This is a genomic window from Nonomuraea sp. NPDC049504, from assembly GCF_040676845.1.
Classification (GTDB): Bacteria; Actinomycetota; Actinomycetes; order Streptosporangiales; family Streptosporangiaceae; genus Nonomuraea; species Nonomuraea salmonea.
This window is the reverse complement of sequence record NZ_JBFAPT010000061.1, coordinates 13,521-28,802: the sequence shown is the minus strand read 5'-3', so window position 1 is coordinate 28,802 and position 15,282 is coordinate 13,521. Positions and strand designations below refer to the sequence as shown.

12 protein-coding genes and 1 pseudogene are annotated in these 15,282 nt (G+C 69.6%); 12 read left to right on the top strand and 1 reads right to left on the bottom strand.

From position 1 onward, the window contains the following. Positions 1–427 precede the first annotated feature (427 nt). The 10 genes from AB0K28_RS50885 (at position 428) to AB0K28_RS50840 (ending at position 11,341) form a co-directional block, all read left to right on the top strand. Positions 428–2,506, top strand: a complete 2,079-nt coding sequence (locus tag AB0K28_RS50885) for an alpha-amylase family protein (protein ID WP_364385680.1) — start codon at positions 428–430, stop codon at positions 2,504–2,506. Next, on the top strand, positions 2,503–4,386 hold the full coding sequence (locus tag AB0K28_RS50880) for an alpha-amylase family protein (protein WP_364385678.1): 1,884 nt from the start codon (positions 2,503–2,505) through the stop codon (positions 4,384–4,386). The genes AB0K28_RS50885 and AB0K28_RS50880 overlap by 4 nt, the downstream gene beginning before the upstream one ends. Positions 4,387–4,472: 86 nt before the next feature. Beyond that, on the top strand, positions 4,473–5,762 hold the full coding sequence (locus tag AB0K28_RS50875) for an ABC transporter substrate-binding protein (protein WP_364385676.1): 1,290 nt from the start codon (positions 4,473–4,475) through the stop codon (positions 5,760–5,762). 8 nt (positions 5,763–5,770) lie between these two features. Next, positions 5,771–6,655 (top strand): sugar ABC transporter permease, encoded by an 885-nt coding sequence (locus tag AB0K28_RS50870; protein WP_364385674.1) that lies wholly within the window; start codon positions 5,771–5,773, stop codon positions 6,653–6,655. Further along, complete coding sequence (locus AB0K28_RS50865; protein WP_364385672.1) at positions 6,655–7,542, top strand: carbohydrate ABC transporter permease; 888 nt, start codon at positions 6,655–6,657, stop codon at positions 7,540–7,542. Before AB0K28_RS50870 ends, AB0K28_RS50865 begins: the two co-directional genes overlap by 1 nt. Further along, entirely contained in the window at positions 7,539–8,465 is a 927-nt protein-coding gene (locus AB0K28_RS50860; protein WP_364385670.1) for a D-2-hydroxyacid dehydrogenase, read from the top strand. Before AB0K28_RS50865 ends, AB0K28_RS50860 begins: the two co-directional genes overlap by 4 nt. Positions 8,466–8,515: 50 nt before the next feature. Further along, on the top strand, positions 8,516–9,238 hold the full coding sequence (locus tag AB0K28_RS50855; protein WP_364385668.1) for a GntR family transcriptional regulator: 723 nt from the start codon (positions 8,516–8,518) through the stop codon (positions 9,236–9,238). After that, complete coding sequence (locus AB0K28_RS50850; protein ID WP_364385665.1) at positions 9,235–10,140, top strand: TIM barrel protein; 906 nt, start codon at positions 9,235–9,237, stop codon at positions 10,138–10,140. The genes AB0K28_RS50855 and AB0K28_RS50850 overlap by 4 nt, the downstream gene beginning before the upstream one ends. An 18-nt stretch (positions 10,141–10,158) precedes the next feature. Next, a complete protein-coding gene (locus AB0K28_RS50845; protein ID WP_364385662.1) occupies positions 10,159–11,037 on the top strand; it encodes a 2-hydroxy-3-oxopropionate reductase in 879 nt (292 codons plus the stop codon). Positions 11,038–11,137: 100 nt separating this feature from the next. Further along, on the top strand, positions 11,138–11,341 hold the full coding sequence (locus AB0K28_RS50840) for a hypothetical protein (RefSeq protein ID WP_364385659.1): 204 nt from the start codon (positions 11,138–11,140) through the stop codon (positions 11,339–11,341). 200 nt (positions 11,342–11,541) lie between these two features. Here AB0K28_RS50840 and AB0K28_RS50835 read toward each other — a convergent pair whose 3' ends face one another. Then, complete coding sequence (locus AB0K28_RS50835) at positions 11,542–12,102, bottom strand: chorismate pyruvate-lyase family protein (protein WP_364385656.1); 561 nt, start codon at positions 12,100–12,102, stop codon at positions 11,542–11,544. 275 nt (positions 12,103–12,377) lie between these two features. Between AB0K28_RS50835 and AB0K28_RS50830 the strand changes: the two are divergent. Both AB0K28_RS50830 and AB0K28_RS50825 read left to right on the top strand, forming a co-directional pair. Then, a pseudogene (locus AB0K28_RS50830) lies at positions 12,378–12,605 on the top strand (helix-turn-helix domain-containing protein); the annotation flags it as partial. Positions 12,606–12,650: 45 nt separating this feature from the next. Further along, entirely contained in the window at positions 12,651–15,263 is a 2,613-nt protein-coding gene (locus tag AB0K28_RS50825) for a BTAD domain-containing putative transcriptional regulator (RefSeq protein WP_364385682.1), read from the top strand. Positions 15,264–15,282: the final 19 nt, after the last annotated feature.

The following is a 15,282-nucleotide window of genomic DNA, read 5'->3' as shown; positions in this document are numbered from 1 at the left end:
TGCCCCCAGCTTCATCACCCTGCTGCGACAGGGCGAAGGTGGCGGTCTCTCACCTCCACTCGATCAATCAGCGCCTCACGGCGCACCTGCTCCACGACCCATCGTTCTCTTGTAGCCGCACTGGCGGTCGTCGCCGTGTGACCTCGGGTGGGCAGGTGGAGACGGTAGCCGAGCCGGATCGCCGCGGCCGGACGAAGCTGAGGGTTCCGGCAGGTCAGAAGGTTGCTGATCATGAGGCTCCTCGTCGAGAGCCTGCGGCGGACATGCGGGGACCTTTCGTGATCGCAGCGGGCCGAGCAGGCAGATCGCCGCCGTGAAAATCCAGGGGCACCACCCGCGCGACACATCTACCCCTTGTACGTCTTGCATTCTTGTATGACAATATTCCGCGTCTAACAAGTGAGCTTGACGAGAGGTGCGCTGCCGCATGCGAACACCCGACTGGCCCCTGACGGCGACCCGCTGGACGCAACTGACGCTGGCCGAGGACGACCCGGCGCACCTCGACGTCGACTTCTGGACCTCGGTCATGCGGGACAGCAGGTCGAACGCGGTCTGCGTCAGCGCGGGCGGCTACATCGCCTACTACCCGACCCGCATCCCGTACCACCACCGCAGCACCTTCATGGGCGACACCGACCCGTTCGGCGCGCTCGTGGAGGCGGCCAGGGGGCTCGGCATGCACGTCATGGCCAGGGTGGACCCCCACGCCGTGCACGCCGACGCGGCCACGGCCCATCCCGAGTGGCTGGCGTGCGACCAGGAGGGGGCGCCGATCGAGCACTGGTCACATCCCGGCATCTGGCTGACCTGCGCCTTCACCGGCTACCACCGCGAGTTCGTCACCGAGGTGGCCAGGGAGATCGTGCGCGAGTACGACGTGGACGCGATCTTCGCCAACCGGTGGGAGGGCTACTACGGCATCTCCTACAGCGAGGCCGCGCGGCGCTCGTTCCGCGACGACACGGGGTTCGAGCTGCCGAAGCGCGAGCACGACACGACCGACCCGGCCTGGCCCGCGTACGTGGCCTGGCGGCGGCGCCGGCTCAGCGAGCTGGTCTCGATCTGGGACGCGGCGGTCAAGGACCTGCGGCCGCACGCCCGCTTCATCCCCAACCTGGGCGCCTTCGCCGCCCGCGACCTGGAGCCCGAGCTGGTCAAGCGGGTCTACCCGTTGTTCGTGGTGGACAAGCAGGGACGCTCGGGCATCGAGGCGCCGTGGGCGGCCGGCCGGGTGGCCAAGCGCAGCAGAGGCCTGTTCCCCGACCGGCCGGTCGGGCTCATCACCTCGGTCGGGCCCGAGTACCACCAGCACCGGTGGAAGGACTCGGTGGCCCCGCCGGAGGAGGTCCGGACGTGGATCGTGGACGGGTTCGCGCAAGGCGCGTTCCCCTGGTTCACCAAGTTCAACGCCACCGTCTCCGACCCGCGCTGGGTGCCGGCCGTGGTGGACGCGTTCGGGCTGCACGCGAAGCTGGAGCCGGTGCTGGCGCCGATGCCGGTCACGGCCGAGGTGGCGCTGGTCGACCCGAGCAGGGCGGGCCGGATCAGGAGCGGGGCGGCGCACTCCTTCCCCGACGAGGACGGCTTCTACCAGGCCCTGGTCGAGGCGCGGATCCCGTTCGACCTGCTGGCCGACCAGGTGCTGTCGGCCGAGCGGCTGCGGCCGTACAAGGTGCTGGTGCTGGCCAACGCCGAGCAGCTCAGCGACGAGCAGTGCGCGGCCGTCCGCGACTACGTGGCCGCCGGCGGCGGCCTGGTCGCCGCGCACCAGTCCTCCCTGTACGACGAGCACGGCGAGCCCCGGGCCAACTTCGGCCTGGCCGACGTCTTCGGCGCGGACCTGGTCAGCCCGCTCAGAGGCCCGATCAAGAACAACTACATCGCCCTGACCTGCGAGCACCCGGTCAGCGGCGGCTTCGGCCCGGCCGGGCGGATCATCGGCGGCACCCGGCTGCTCGGCGTCGAGGCCAGGCCGGGCACGCAGGTGCCGTTCCGGTTCGTGCCGGACTTTCCCGATCTGCCGATGGAGGAGCTGTACGCCAGGAAGGACCCCGACGCCCCCGCCGTGATCACCAGGGAGGGGCCGGGCCGGGTGGTCTACATCCCGTTCGACCTCGGGGCGATCTTCTGGGAGACGCTCCAGGCCGATCACGGCCGGCTGATCGCCAACGCGGTGCGCTGGGCGCTCGGCGGCGAGCCCGAGGCCACCGTACGCGGCCCGGGGCTGGTCGACCTGGCCGTGCGCCGCGACGAGCACAGTCTCGCGGTCACCGTGGTCAACCTGACCAACCCCATGGCCATGCGCGGCGCCATCAGGGAGACCATCCCGCTGCCGCCGCAGACAGTCTCCGTCGCGCTGCCGCCGGACGCGGCGGGGGCCACGGCCCGGCTGCTGGTGGACGGGAGCGAGGCCCCCGTCGCCGTCCGCGACGGCCGGGCCGAGGTGGAGCTGACCGGTGCCGGGCTCATCGAGGTCGTGCACCTGACGTGGGAGCCGAGGTGAGCCGGGTCTGGTGGCGCGAGCCGTTCCGGATGTTCCAGACCAACCTCCGCGAGGTGGACGCCGGGCTGGACGTCGAGCGGGTGCTGGACCAGTTGGAGGAGTTCGGCGCGAACGCCTGGCTGATCAGCGTCGGCGGCATCCTGTCGAACTATCCGACCGGCCTGGACTTCCAGACCCGCAACCCGCACCTGGCCGAGCGCCCGTCCGGCGACCTGATCGGCGACGCGGTGGCGGCGGCCCGGAGCAGGGGCGTGCGCGTGCTGGCCAGGATGGACTTCTCCAAGATCGACCACCGGCGGGCCGAGCGGCATCCGGAGTGGTGCTTCGTTTCGCCCGCCGGCGAGCGGCAGGTCTACAACGGCCTCACCAGTGTGTGCCCGAGCGGCGACTACTACCAGGTCAAGCTGTTCGAGGTGATCGGGGAGGTGCTCGACCGCTACGAGATCGACGGCTTCTTCCTCAACTGGATGTCGTTCAACGAAGTGGACTACAGCCGCAGATACTGGGGCGTCTGCCACTGCCTGGCCTGCGCCCGCCGCTACGACGGTGAGCTGCCGGAACGGGCCGACGCCCGGTGGCGCGCGTTCACGCGTGCGACGCTGGACGACCTGCACGCCAGGATCCGGGCCGAGATCGCCGGGCGCAGGCCCGAAGCGGCGCTCATCCTGGGCGAGCACGCCGACATCGTCTTCCACGAGGCGAACAACGCCGTCGGCCGGCCCCTGTGGCACCACAGGACCAGCGAGCACGTCAGCGCGGCCAAGTCGTACCGGCCCGAGGTGCCGGTGCTGGTCAACTCGGTGGGGTTCGTGGACATGCCGTACCGGATGGCGGGGGAGGAGCCTCACCATTTCGCCCAGTATCTGCTGCAGGCGATCTCGCGGGGGGCGATCCCGTCCACATACATCATGGGGACGCCGGACGACAGCCCGTACGAGTGCCTGGAGATCGCCGGCGAGCTGACCCGGTTCCACCGCGACCACGCCGAGGTCTACCGGGACCTGGTCTCCGAGGCGCGCACGCTGCTGGTCCGCCCCGAAGGGGAGCGGGCCGAGTTCCAGGGGCTCTACCTGGCGCTGCTGGAGCGGCACGTGCCCTTCGACGTGCTGCCCGAGGAGAAGCTGGCGGCGAGCGACCTGTCCAGGTACGAGCTGGTCGTGCTGCCCGACGCCGGCGAGCTGAGCCGTCCCGGCGTGCTGGACGCCTACGCCGAGGCGGGCGGCACCGTGCTGGCGACCGGGTCGAGCGACGCCGGGCTCGCCTGCCTGCCCGTCGCCCGCCGGCTGGCCGCGTACACGACGGAGGAGTCCGTCCGCTCGCTGCACCTGCGCGGTGACCGCGGCATGGTGCCGGTGATCGGCGCCTTCCACGTGGTCGAGCCCGCGCCGGGAGCGGAGACGGGCCTGCCCGCGCTCTCCAGGGCCAGGTACGGCCCGCCGGAGAAGTGTCACGGCCATCTGGAGACCGGCCATCCCGGCTGGCTGAGCGCCCCCTACGGCCGGGGGAGAGGCGTGCTGATGCCGTGGACGGTCGGGCGCGGCTACCGGGAGACCGGGCTGAGCGCCCATCGCGACCTGTTCGCCGACCGCCTGCCCGCCGGCCTCGCCGTCGGGACGGGGCTGCCCGAGCAGGCGGAGATCGTGCCCGCCCGCGCCGGGGACCTCCGGGTGATCCATCTGCTGAACCGCTCGGGCGACGCCGACCAGCGCTTCCGCCGCCCGCTGCCGATCGCGGAATCGTGGCTCGACCTGCCCTGGCCGGGCGAGTGGGAGGCGCACGCGCTGCGCGCGGACCGCCCCCTGGAGGTGGACGGCGGCCGGGTGCGGCTGCCGGAGATCGGCCTCTTCGAAGTCGTGAAATTGTCAAACAAGTATTCATGACCTATTGACGGTCTCGTTAGACAAATGAACACTGGACCATCACCGGGGTAGCCGGTCCCCTGTGAGAACGACGGGAGAACAACGTGATGAGCGGACTGGATCGGCGGGGGTTTCTGAAGCTGGCGGCGGCCGGGGCACTGGGGGCCGGCCTGACGGCGTGCGGCGCCGGCGACTCGGGCGGCGGTGACGGCACCACGCTGCGGTACGCGTGGTGGGGCAACAACGTCCGGCAGCAGAACTACACGAAGGCACTCAAGGAGTTCATGGCCAAGAACCCGGGCATCCAGGTCGAACCGGAGTTCGCCGACTACACCGCCTTCCAGGAGCGCATGACCACCCAGATGGCCGCCCGCGACGTGGCCGACATCTTCTGGATCGCCTCGGCGCAGGTCATGACGTACCACAAGAGCAACATCTACCGGCGCCTCGACGAGGTGCCCAGCGTCGACCTGGCCGACTACTCCAAGGAGGAGCTGGAGTCGTTCAAGCTGGACGGGCAGCTCAACACCATGCCGATCGGCATCTTCGTCCCCGTCTTCCGCTACAACGAGACGTTCGCCGAGGAGGACGGCGTCAAGCTGCCGCCGGCCGACGCCGACTGGGACGCCTGGTCGGAGTTCCTCATCGACTACTCCAAGGACAACCCGAAGCAGCGCAAGGGCCTGCCGTACGAGGCCGACGCCGACATGGTGTTCGAGGCCTGGCTGCGCCAGCGCGGCGAACTGCTCTGGAGCGAGGACGGCAACCCCGGCTTCACCGCCGACAGCGTCCGGGCCTGGTTCGACTGGTGGGACAAGATGCAGAAGGCCGGCGCGGTGCTGACGCTGAGCGAGCAGGAGGGCATGGGCCCCGACTGGGCCCTGGTCGGCAAGAAGGTGCTGGCCAAGGTCGGCAACTCCAACCACATCATCGACGACGCCAAGATGTTCCCCGACTACTCCTTCAAGCTGCGCAGCGTTCCCGTGGCCAAGGACGCGCAGGCCGGGCACCCGTTCCTCTACTACCCCCGGATGGCCATCTACCAGGGCATCGACGACGACAAGCTGGAGGCCGCGGGCAAGCTCATCAGCTACAACACCAACGACCCCGCGATGATCAAGACCGTCGGCCTCACCATGGGCGCGCCGGTCAACCCCAAGGTCTTCGAGCAGACGCTGGCCGCCGCGCAGGGCGACGACAAGGAGTCGCTCGACGCCGTACAGGTCAGCCGCAAGGCCGAGCGCCGCCCCCGCTTCGAGGCGCCCCCCGGCACCAGCACCTGGCGCACCGCCATGGGCAGGGTCGCCGAGGAGATCTCACTCGGCCGCCTGAGCACCGCCGACGGCGCCCAACGACTGCTCGACGAGATCTCGGCCGGCATCGCCCGCGCCAAGTAGGAATCCCCATGTCGAAGCTCCATCGTCAGGGCGGCGCCGCACACGTCTTCCTGATCCCCTGGTGGCTGGGCCTCGTCCTGGTCACGGCCGTACCTCTGATCGCCTCCCTCTACCTGGCCTTCACCGACTACAACATCCTCAGCTCGCCGAAGTTCAACGGCCTGGAGAACTTCGAGCGCATGTTCCAGGACGACTACTTCTGGGCCGCCGTCCGCGTGACCGCGGTCTACGTCGTCGTCTCCATCCCGCTGCAACTCGGCTTCGCGCTGCTGCTCGCCCTGATCCTCGACCGCGGCCTGCGCGGCCTGGCCTTCTACCGCAGCGCCTTCTACCTGCCCTCGCTGCTCGGCACCAGCGTCGCCGTGGCCATCCTGTGGCGGCAGATCTTCGGCGACAACGGCCTGGTCGACCGGGCGCTGTCACTCTTCGGCCTCGAACTCGGGAGCTGGCTGCAGAACCCCAGCCTGTCGCTGTCCACCCTGATCGTGCTGAACGTCTGGACCTTCGGCTCACCCATGGTGATCTTCCTGGCCGGACTGCGCCAGATCCCCGAGGAGCTGTACGAGGCCGTCAAGGTGGACGGCGCCGGAATCGTGCGCCAGTTCACCGCGGTCACGATCCCCCTGCTCACCCCGATCATCTTCTTCAACCTGATCCTGCAGACGATCGGCGCGTTCCAGACCTTCACCCAGGCCCACGTCGTCAGCGGCGGCACCGGAGGCCCCGCCAACTCGACGCTGTTCTACACGCTCTACATCTACCAGCAGGGATTCACGAACTTCGACATGGGCTACGCCTCCGCGCTGGCCTGGGTGCTGATGGCGGCCATCGGCCTGGTGACCGCCGTGCACTTCGTCCTGTCGAGGTACTGGGTCTTCTACGGAGACGACTGATGACGACCGCGACGACCTCGCTCGACTCCTCGCGCGCCCGCACCACGGCGGCCCTGCGCCGGCGCGGGCGCCGGGACCTGCTCAAGCACCTCGGCCTGGGCGTCTTCGTGCTGCTGATGCTCTATCCGCTGATCTGGATGATCGTCAGCTCGCTCAAGCCCGACCACCTCATCCTGACCGAGCCGGGACTCATCCCCAGCGAGATCACCTTCGACAACTTCGTCGCGGGCTGGAACGCGCTCAACCGGCCGTTCACCGTCTTCTTCCTCAACTCGCTGCTGGTCACCGTCGGCTCGATCATCGGCAACCTGTTCTCCTGCTCCCTGACCGCGTACGCGCTGGCCCGGCTGGAGTTCAGGATGCGCGGGGTCTATCTGGGCATCACGCTGCTGTCGGTGATGCTGCCGATGCACGTGCTGGTGATCCCGCAGTACATCTTCTTCTCGCAGCTCGACCTGGTGAACACCTACTATCCGCTGCTCATCCCGAAGTTCCTGGCCACCGACGCGTTCTTCATCTATCTGATGGTCCAGTTCATCAGGACGATCCCGCGTGACCTGGACCGCGCCGCCTGGATCGACGGCTCGGGCCCGTTCCGCACCTTCTGGCACGTGATCCTCCCGCTGATGCGGCCCGCCCTGGTCACCACCACGATCTTCACCTTCATCTGGACCTGGAACGACTTCTTCGTCCCGCTGATCTATCTCACCTCGCCGAAGATGTTCACTGTGCCGGTGGCGCTGAACTCCATGGTCGACTCCGAGACGCAGGGCGGTGTGGGCATGTTGTTCGCGATGTCGCTGGTGTCGCTGCTGCCGGTGCTCATCTTCTTCGCCATCGCCCAGAAACACCTCATCCGCGGCATCGCCACCACGGGGCTCAAATGAGAATCATCATCACCGGCGACCACGACGAGCTCGCCCGCCGCCGCATCCGCAGGGCGGCCGGTGCCGCGCACGTCGAGTTCGCCGCCGACCCGGGCGACGGCATCGAGCTGGCCGACGCCGTCGTCGGAAAGGTGCCCGAGCCGCTGCTGGCCAAGGCGGGCCGGCTGCGCTGGGTGCACAGCCCGGCGGCGGGCGTGGACGGCATCCTGTCCGAGGGGCTGCTGGCGAGCGACGTCACGCTCACCTCCGCCACCGGCAACGGCGCGATCCCGCTGGCCGAGCACGCGATGCTGCTGCTCCTCATGCTCGACAGGGACGTGCCGCGCTGGCTGCGCGCCCAGTCCGAGCGCCGCTGGGAGCGCTACACGCACGGCGAGCTGGCCGGCAAGACCATCGGCCTGTACGGGCTCGGCCACGCGGGCCTCGACCTGGCCGCCAAGGCGAAGGCGTTCCACATGCGGGTGCTGGGCGTGCGCAGGAAGGACGCCCCCGCGCCCGGCGTGGACGAGCTGCTCGGCCAGGACGAGTTCCCGCGCCTGCTGGCCGAGTCGGACTACGTGGTGGTCACCGCGCCGCTCACCCCCGTCACCGCGGGACGGTTCGGCCGGGCGGAGTTCGCCGCGATGAAGCCCACGGCCTGCTTCGTCTGCGTCTCACGCGGCGGCATCGCCGACGACGACGCCCTGCTGGACGCGCTGCGCCGGGGCGAGATCGCCGGCGCGGGCCTGGACGCCCACGGCGTGGAGCCGCTGCCGCCGGCCAGCCCGTTCTGGTCGCTGCCGAACGTCATCGTCACCCCGCACAACGGCGCCACCACCCGCGAGACCGCGGGCCGCGGCCTGGACATCCTGCTGGACAACCTGGGCCGTTTCGTCAGGGGCGAGCCGCTGCGCAACGTCGTCGACAAGGCCGCCGGCTACTGAGGTTCAGAGTATACTTGTCTGACGATTTTGCCTTTTCTGGGAGGAGTTCCATGGACGGTAAGCCCAGCTTTCCTCTCGGACCATCATCACTGACGGAAGCGCTCTACGAGTCGGTCCGCAAACGCATCGTCAACGGCGACATCGCCCCGGGGGAGAAGCTCACCGAGATCCGGATCGCCAACGAGTACAGCGTCGCACGCCCCACCGCAAAAGCCTGCCTCGAACGGCTGACCGCGCTCGGGCTGCTGCGCCGTACCACGCACAAGACCGCCGTCGTCCCCAAGCTGGACGAGGCGGAGATCCGCGACCTCTACTTCAGCCGCGAGACCGTCGAACGGGCGGCGGTCGTGGCGCTGGCCCGCGCCGGCACGGTGCCGCCCGAGGCGGTGCGCGCCCAGGCGGCGATGAGGGCGGCGGCCGGCGACGCGGCCCAGCACGGCTCCGACCAGGGATCCCATGCCGGGGCGTTCGCCACTCAGGTCGAGGCCGACATCGCCTTCCACTCCGCGCTGGTGGCCGCCGTCGGCAGCCGCCGCCTGGCGCGGATGCACGAGGTCATCCTCGGCGAGGTGCACCTGACCATGGGCCAGTTCCAGGCCCACCGCACCACGAACCCGATGAACGTGGCGCACGAGCACGACGACATCCTCAAGGCCATCGGCGACGGCGACCCCGAGCGGGCGCAGCAGTGCCTGGCCCACCATCTCGACCAGGCCCAGGGGCGGCTGCTCGGCCAGCTGCGCCGCGAACGATCGGAAGAGGCCCACGCGTGACCAGGTGGAGCGTCAACTGTTCCCTCCTCTACACGGATCTGCCGCTGCTGGAGCGGCCCGCCGCGGCGGCGGCCGACGGGTTCACCGCCGTCGAGTTCTGGTGGCCGTGGCCGGTGGCGGTGCCGGACGACCGTGAGGTGGACGCGTTCGTCGCCGCGGTCGAGAACGCGGGCGTGCGGCTCACCGGGCTCAACTTCTTCGCCGGCGACATGCCGGGTGGTGACCGCGGCGTCGTGTCGTGGCCGGGCCGCTCGCGCGAGCTGCTCGACAACATCCCCGTAGTCGCCGCGATCGGCGAGCGGCTCGGCTGCCGCGCGTTCAACGCCCTCTACGGCAACCGGATCGACGGCGCCGGCGCCGCCGAGCAGGACGAGCTGGCCGCCGAGCTGCTGACCGCCTGCGCCAAGGGCGTCTCGGGCACGGTGCTGCTTGAGCCGGTCAGCGGCGCGCCGCGCTACCCGCTGCTGACGGCCGCCGACGCCGTGGCCGTGCTCGACCGGCTGGCCGACGTGCCCAACCTCGGGCTGCTCGCCGACTTCTACCATCTGGCCGTCAACGGCGACGACGTGGCCGTCGTCATCGACCGGCACGCGGCGCGCATCGCCCACGTGCAGATCGCCGACGCCCCTGGCCGAGGTGCGCCCGGCTCGGGTGAGCTGCCGCTGCGGCAGTGGATCGACGACGTGTACGCCGCCGGATATGACGGATATATCGGCCTGGAATACCGCGCGGAAGGGCCCGGCGCCTTCGCCTGGCTGCCGAGCGAGCAACGCGCCGCAGACCCGGCCCCCGGCCGCGGCCATGAACGCGACCCCGCCCACGGCCCGCGACGCGGCCATGAACGCGACCCCACACGCGGCCCGCGACGCCGCCCTGAACGCGACCCGCGACGCCGTACCTGACACGGAAGGATCTTTCACGTGAGCGCCATCGCCTTCATCGGCCTCGGCATCATGGGCTCGCCCATGGCCGTCCACCTGGTCAAGGCCGGGCATGCCGTGGCCGGGTACAACCGGTCGCCGGACAAGGCGAAGCCGCTGGCGGAGGCCGGCGGGCGGGTGGCCGGGTCGGTCGCCGACGCCGTGACGGGCGCCGAGGTCGTCGCGCTCATGGTGCCCGACTCGCCTGACGTCCAGGACGTGCTGACCGGCGACGACGGCGTGTTCGCGCACGCCGCCCCCGGCACGCTGATCATCGACTTCTCCTCCATCCGCCCCGACGTCACCCGCGAGCTGGCCGGGGAGGCGCACCGCAGGGGCCTGCGCTACCTCGACGCCCCCGTCTCCGGCGGCGAGGCCGGCGCCAGGAACGCCGCCCTGTCGATCATGGTCGGCGGCGCGGCCGGCGACTTCGAGGCCGCGCGGCCGATCTTCGAAGCGGTCGGCAAGACCGTCGTCCACGTCGGGCCGAGCGGCTCCGGCCAGACGGTCAAGGCCGCCAACCAGCTCATCGTGGCGGCCAACATCGAGGCGCTGGCCGAGGCCGTGGTGTTCCTGCGGGCGTACGGGGTGGACCTGGAGGCCGCGATGGACGTGCTCGGCGGCGGCCTGGCCGGCTCCGCCGTACTGACGCAGAAGCGGGCCAACATGACCGGGCACTCCTTCGAACCCGGCTTCCGCATCGCGCTGCACCACAAGGACATGGGCATCGTCACCTCTGCGGCCCGCGAGGCCGGCGTGGTGCTGCCGCTCGGGGCGCTCGTGGCCCAGCTCGTGGCCTCCGCGAACGCGAGCGGCGACGGCGGGCTCGACCACTCGGCGCTGCTGCGCGGCGTGGAGCGCCTCTCCGGCACCGCGTAGCTGGAGCTCCCGGTATGGGGAGCTCCATGGACGTCACCGTAAGCGACGAGGAGGCGCGCCTTCTGGCCACTTAAGGGGATTGTGCCCGTAGTCGTGGGCCATGTTCTCTTTGCGATCATGGCCCGCGTACGCGGCAGCCGTCACCTTCCTGACCCTGGTTCCGGCGGCCGGCGCGACCGTCGCCGCCTCGGTGCCGGTGCTCTCGTCCGCGGCGGGCGGTGAACCGGCCGGCGCCGAGTGCCGCACGTGGACACCGCGGGAGCCCTCGGCGGTGATGATCGTCCGGTGCCGTGAGCGCACGTAGCGCTCAGGCCATCCCCACTGGCCAGGCAATCGACGGGAGTGGGCGCGGAGGTCAGCGCGTGCCCCAGGGGGTCGAACGGGCCGCCGGCCACAGCCTGCCTCGCGAGGATCAACGCGCTCTCGCCGTAGGCGGCGGCGACGGGCGGCGAGCAGCGACCGTGCAGTCCCTTACCCATCGCGCAGGACGTCTCTCCCCGGACCTCAGGATCCAAGACGGTCGCATCGTGGCAGAGCCGTAGGTGGCGCGACGACGTCTGGGTGGAAGACTTCTTCGATGGAGCAGAGAGGTCGGCCGCTGTTGATGATCAGGTAGGAACGCCAGAGACTGGGGCGGGCCGTGCTGAAGGGATCGGGCGCTCCCCACGACCAGGGCCGTACACCTCGGTGGAGCAGTTCCCGGCGCTGTTCGACCTCTGACAGCAGGTAACCGATCGGGATGTCGGTGCCGAGGTCGATGTCGGCCATCAGGGGGTGTCCGGGATCGAGGACGACTTTGTTGGCCGAGATCACCGTTCCCGTTTCGACCAGGATCAGCTGGGATCGGCGGAGGAGCACGGTGTCGTCGGTAGCGGCGTGCAGGCGGGCGCGCACTGCGGGGGAGACGGTACCTGCCGCCGGCCGCCGGGCCTGCAGGACCACTCGGGCTTTGAGCTGCTTACCGAGCAGGGCGGCCAGGAAGCGAGTGGTGGAGCCGTCGAGACTGGTGAGGATGTCGGGGATCCTTCCAGCCTCGTGTCGGAAGAGGAGGTGCGTGGAGGTCATCGGGGTCCTTAATGACGTGCCTGACGCGGCCGGAGGTGCGGCGGCAGCGGACGGTGACGGCGAATGTGTCGTTGGTGCGAGCTGGCCGACGCGGGGAGCGAGGTTGTGCGCCGGGCATGTATTCGCTACGGAGAGAAGGTAAACGGCCGCGGTGTTGACCCGGTTGTGATTCGGTTGTTTCCGGGTCATGATCCGGTTCGGACTTGCGCAGTATTATCATCGCTGCTCAGCTTTGGTCTGATCGTTCTTGACCGTCGATAGCCGATTCGCCCCGCATGGGGAAGACGAGGAGGCTCGTGATGCGATTCGTCGTCCTGGGATCAGTTGGAGTACAGCAAGCCGGGGAGACGGTGGAGATCTCCCGCACCCGGCGCCCTCTGCTGGCCACATTGCTCCTAGCCGGGAGAACTGGAGTCACCGCACAGACGTTGATGCAAGCCGTGTGGGGAGACACTTATGGGCGGGAAAACTCGCTGAAAACAGCATTGTCACAGCTGCGCCGCCTGATACCGGGTCGCATTGCGAAGGGCGGCCCGCGGGGTTATCGCATGGAGTTACAGCATGATGACACTTTCGACCTCGCGGAGTTTCTCGCGCTCACCGAACAAGGGCGTGAGCAAACGGCGGTAGGCCATCATGCGGAGGCGGTGACGTCCTTACAGAAGGCTCTGGCACTTTGGGGCGACCCGCCGCTGGCTGACGTACCGGATGACCCGCCGCAGGTGGCCACATGGAGACGGGAACTGCTGTGGAAACGCAAGGTCGCCCAGGAGCAGGTGCTGGAGTTGAGGCTGCTATTGGGGGAGGATCACCAGCTCCTGGGGGACCTGCGCAAGGAAATCGCTGAGGATCCGCTGTCCGAGACGTTGAACGCCCTGCTGATGAAGGCGCTCTATCGGGCCGGCTACCGTATCGATGCGTTGCACCAGTACGACAGCCTGGCCGCGCTCCTGGCTCAGGACACCGGTGCGGAACCCGGGCTGAACCTCCGGCGGCTGCGGGACGAGATCGCCTCCGACGATCTGTTAGGAACGTCCGGCCCGCGGCCCTTGACGTCCGCTGTCACCGCGGACGACCGCCCCTGTACGCCGGTTGCTCTGGGACCTGGGGGACTGCCCCCGGCGCAGCTGCCGCCGGCAGTCACAGACTTCACGGGGCGGGAGGACGAGGTACGGCAACTGAAGCGATATTTGTCCTCCGCGCGTGACAGCGACGGTGTGCCGATCGCGTCCATCTGCGGACCACCTGGCGTCGGCAAGTCGGCGCTTGCGCACCTCGTCGCGCACCTCCTGCGCCCGGTGTTCCCGGACGGGCAGATCTACGTGCACATGGGCGTCACGTCGGAGCGCCCCCGCGAGATCGGCGACGTCCTGGCTGAGGTCCTGTCCGCGTTGGGAGTTCCTCCCACGGGTCTGCCGGCCGGTGTGAGCGGACGTACCGCGCTCTACCGCTCGTTGATGGCGGGCCGGCGGGTGCTGGTCGTCCTCGACGACGTCATCGGCATCCAGCAGATCCAGGCGCTGCTGCCGGGGACGTCCGGGTGCGCGGTGCTGGTGACGAGCCGCTCGCATCTGGTGGCGAGCACGGCGATGCGGGTGGTCAGGCTGAACCCGCTGTCGAAAGAGGAGTCCGTCAGCCTGCTCAGTGACATCGTCGGTGCTGACCGCGTTGAAGCCGAGCCGACGGCCGCGGCGGACATTTGCGCCGTCTGCGGTGGTTTCCCGCTCGCGGTGCGCATCGCCGGGTCGCTGCTGGCAGGGCAGCCCGCGTGGCCGTTACGCACGTTCGCGGAGCGGCTGCGTACGCGCTCCCTCAGCCTGCTGCGCGGGGATGACCTGGGGGTCGAAGCCAGCATCCGGGGCAGCGACGAGGCCCTTCCAGGGGATGCCCGCCGGGTCTTCCGGCTGGTGTCGATGCTCGGGCACGGATTCGCCGGATGGGAGGTGGCCATGCTGGACAACAAGAAGGTCGCCGACCTGGAGGGCGCTCTGGAGCTGCTCACCCGGCACAGCCTGCTGACCAGCGTGGGCGTGGACGCGTCGGGCCAGCTCAGGTACGGCCAGCACGAGCTGCTCCGCTCGTATGGTGCGGCGCGTCTGTCCGAACGGCCCGATGAGCAGGATTCGGCGATGCACCGGCTTCTCCTGGGCTGGCTGGAACTGGCGGATCTGGCCGCTGCCCAAATCGCCCGCGAACCGTACCATCCACCTGTCAGAAGGCTGGACATCACGATGTACGCCGCTACCACGGTCAGAGAGATGATCGCTGCGGACGTCGACGGCTGGCTGGCCACCGAGGTGGGCAACCTCCTCAACGTCATTCGCATCGCCTGCGAGCGGGGAAAGTACCAGCAAGCTCTCGGAATCGCCCTGAGAGTGGCTCCGTATCTGTATCGGGAGAGCCGGCACCAGGAAGCGGAGGACATGTGGCGCCGCATTCTGCAGGCGATCACACCGGACTACCCTCGGTTGCAAGCAGAGGCTCGCCATCGTCTCGCCTCCTTGATCATGGGTCGCCCGCGAGGTCCGCAGCGGGCTCTGCCGCTGCTCGACGAGGTCTTGGCCGCGCGTGAGAAACATAAGGACTACCAGGGGTTGGCCCGCACCCTGGGCCTGCGTGCCGAGTGCCGCCGCAGGGAGGCGCTGGATCAGCAGTCCGCGACCCTGCTGAGGGAAGCCGAGGTGGATGCGCAGCGAGGGCTGAGTATCGCCTGCGGCGAAGCTCGCGACCAGTACACCGAGCTCGCCTGCCTGCGCGCACTCGCCCTGATCGCCAGCGCCCGAAATGAGCACGGGCGGGCGCTGGGGTTGGCCCAGGACATGGTGCGTGTTGCGCAGAAGGTGGCCCCCAACGCCGTACATGCCACGTACCATGCGTGGGCCCTGCAGGCGCGGGGGGCCATGATGATCGCCGTCGGCCGGCCCGAGCAGGCGCTCGGCGACCTGGACCAGGCCCATGACCTCAGCCGGCAGGCGCGGCACCGAGCCGGCCAGGCACGGGCGAGCGAGCTGGCGGGGGACGCGCTGGCCGCGCTCGACCGCGACCAGGAAGCCGTGCAACGCTACGCGCAGGCTGCTGCTGCCTTCGATGAAGTGGGCTTGGCCGATGAGGCGGACCGGTGCCGCCGCAAGAACGGGGACGCGAGAGCGGAACCGGGCTGAGTCGATCGGTCGCCCTGTT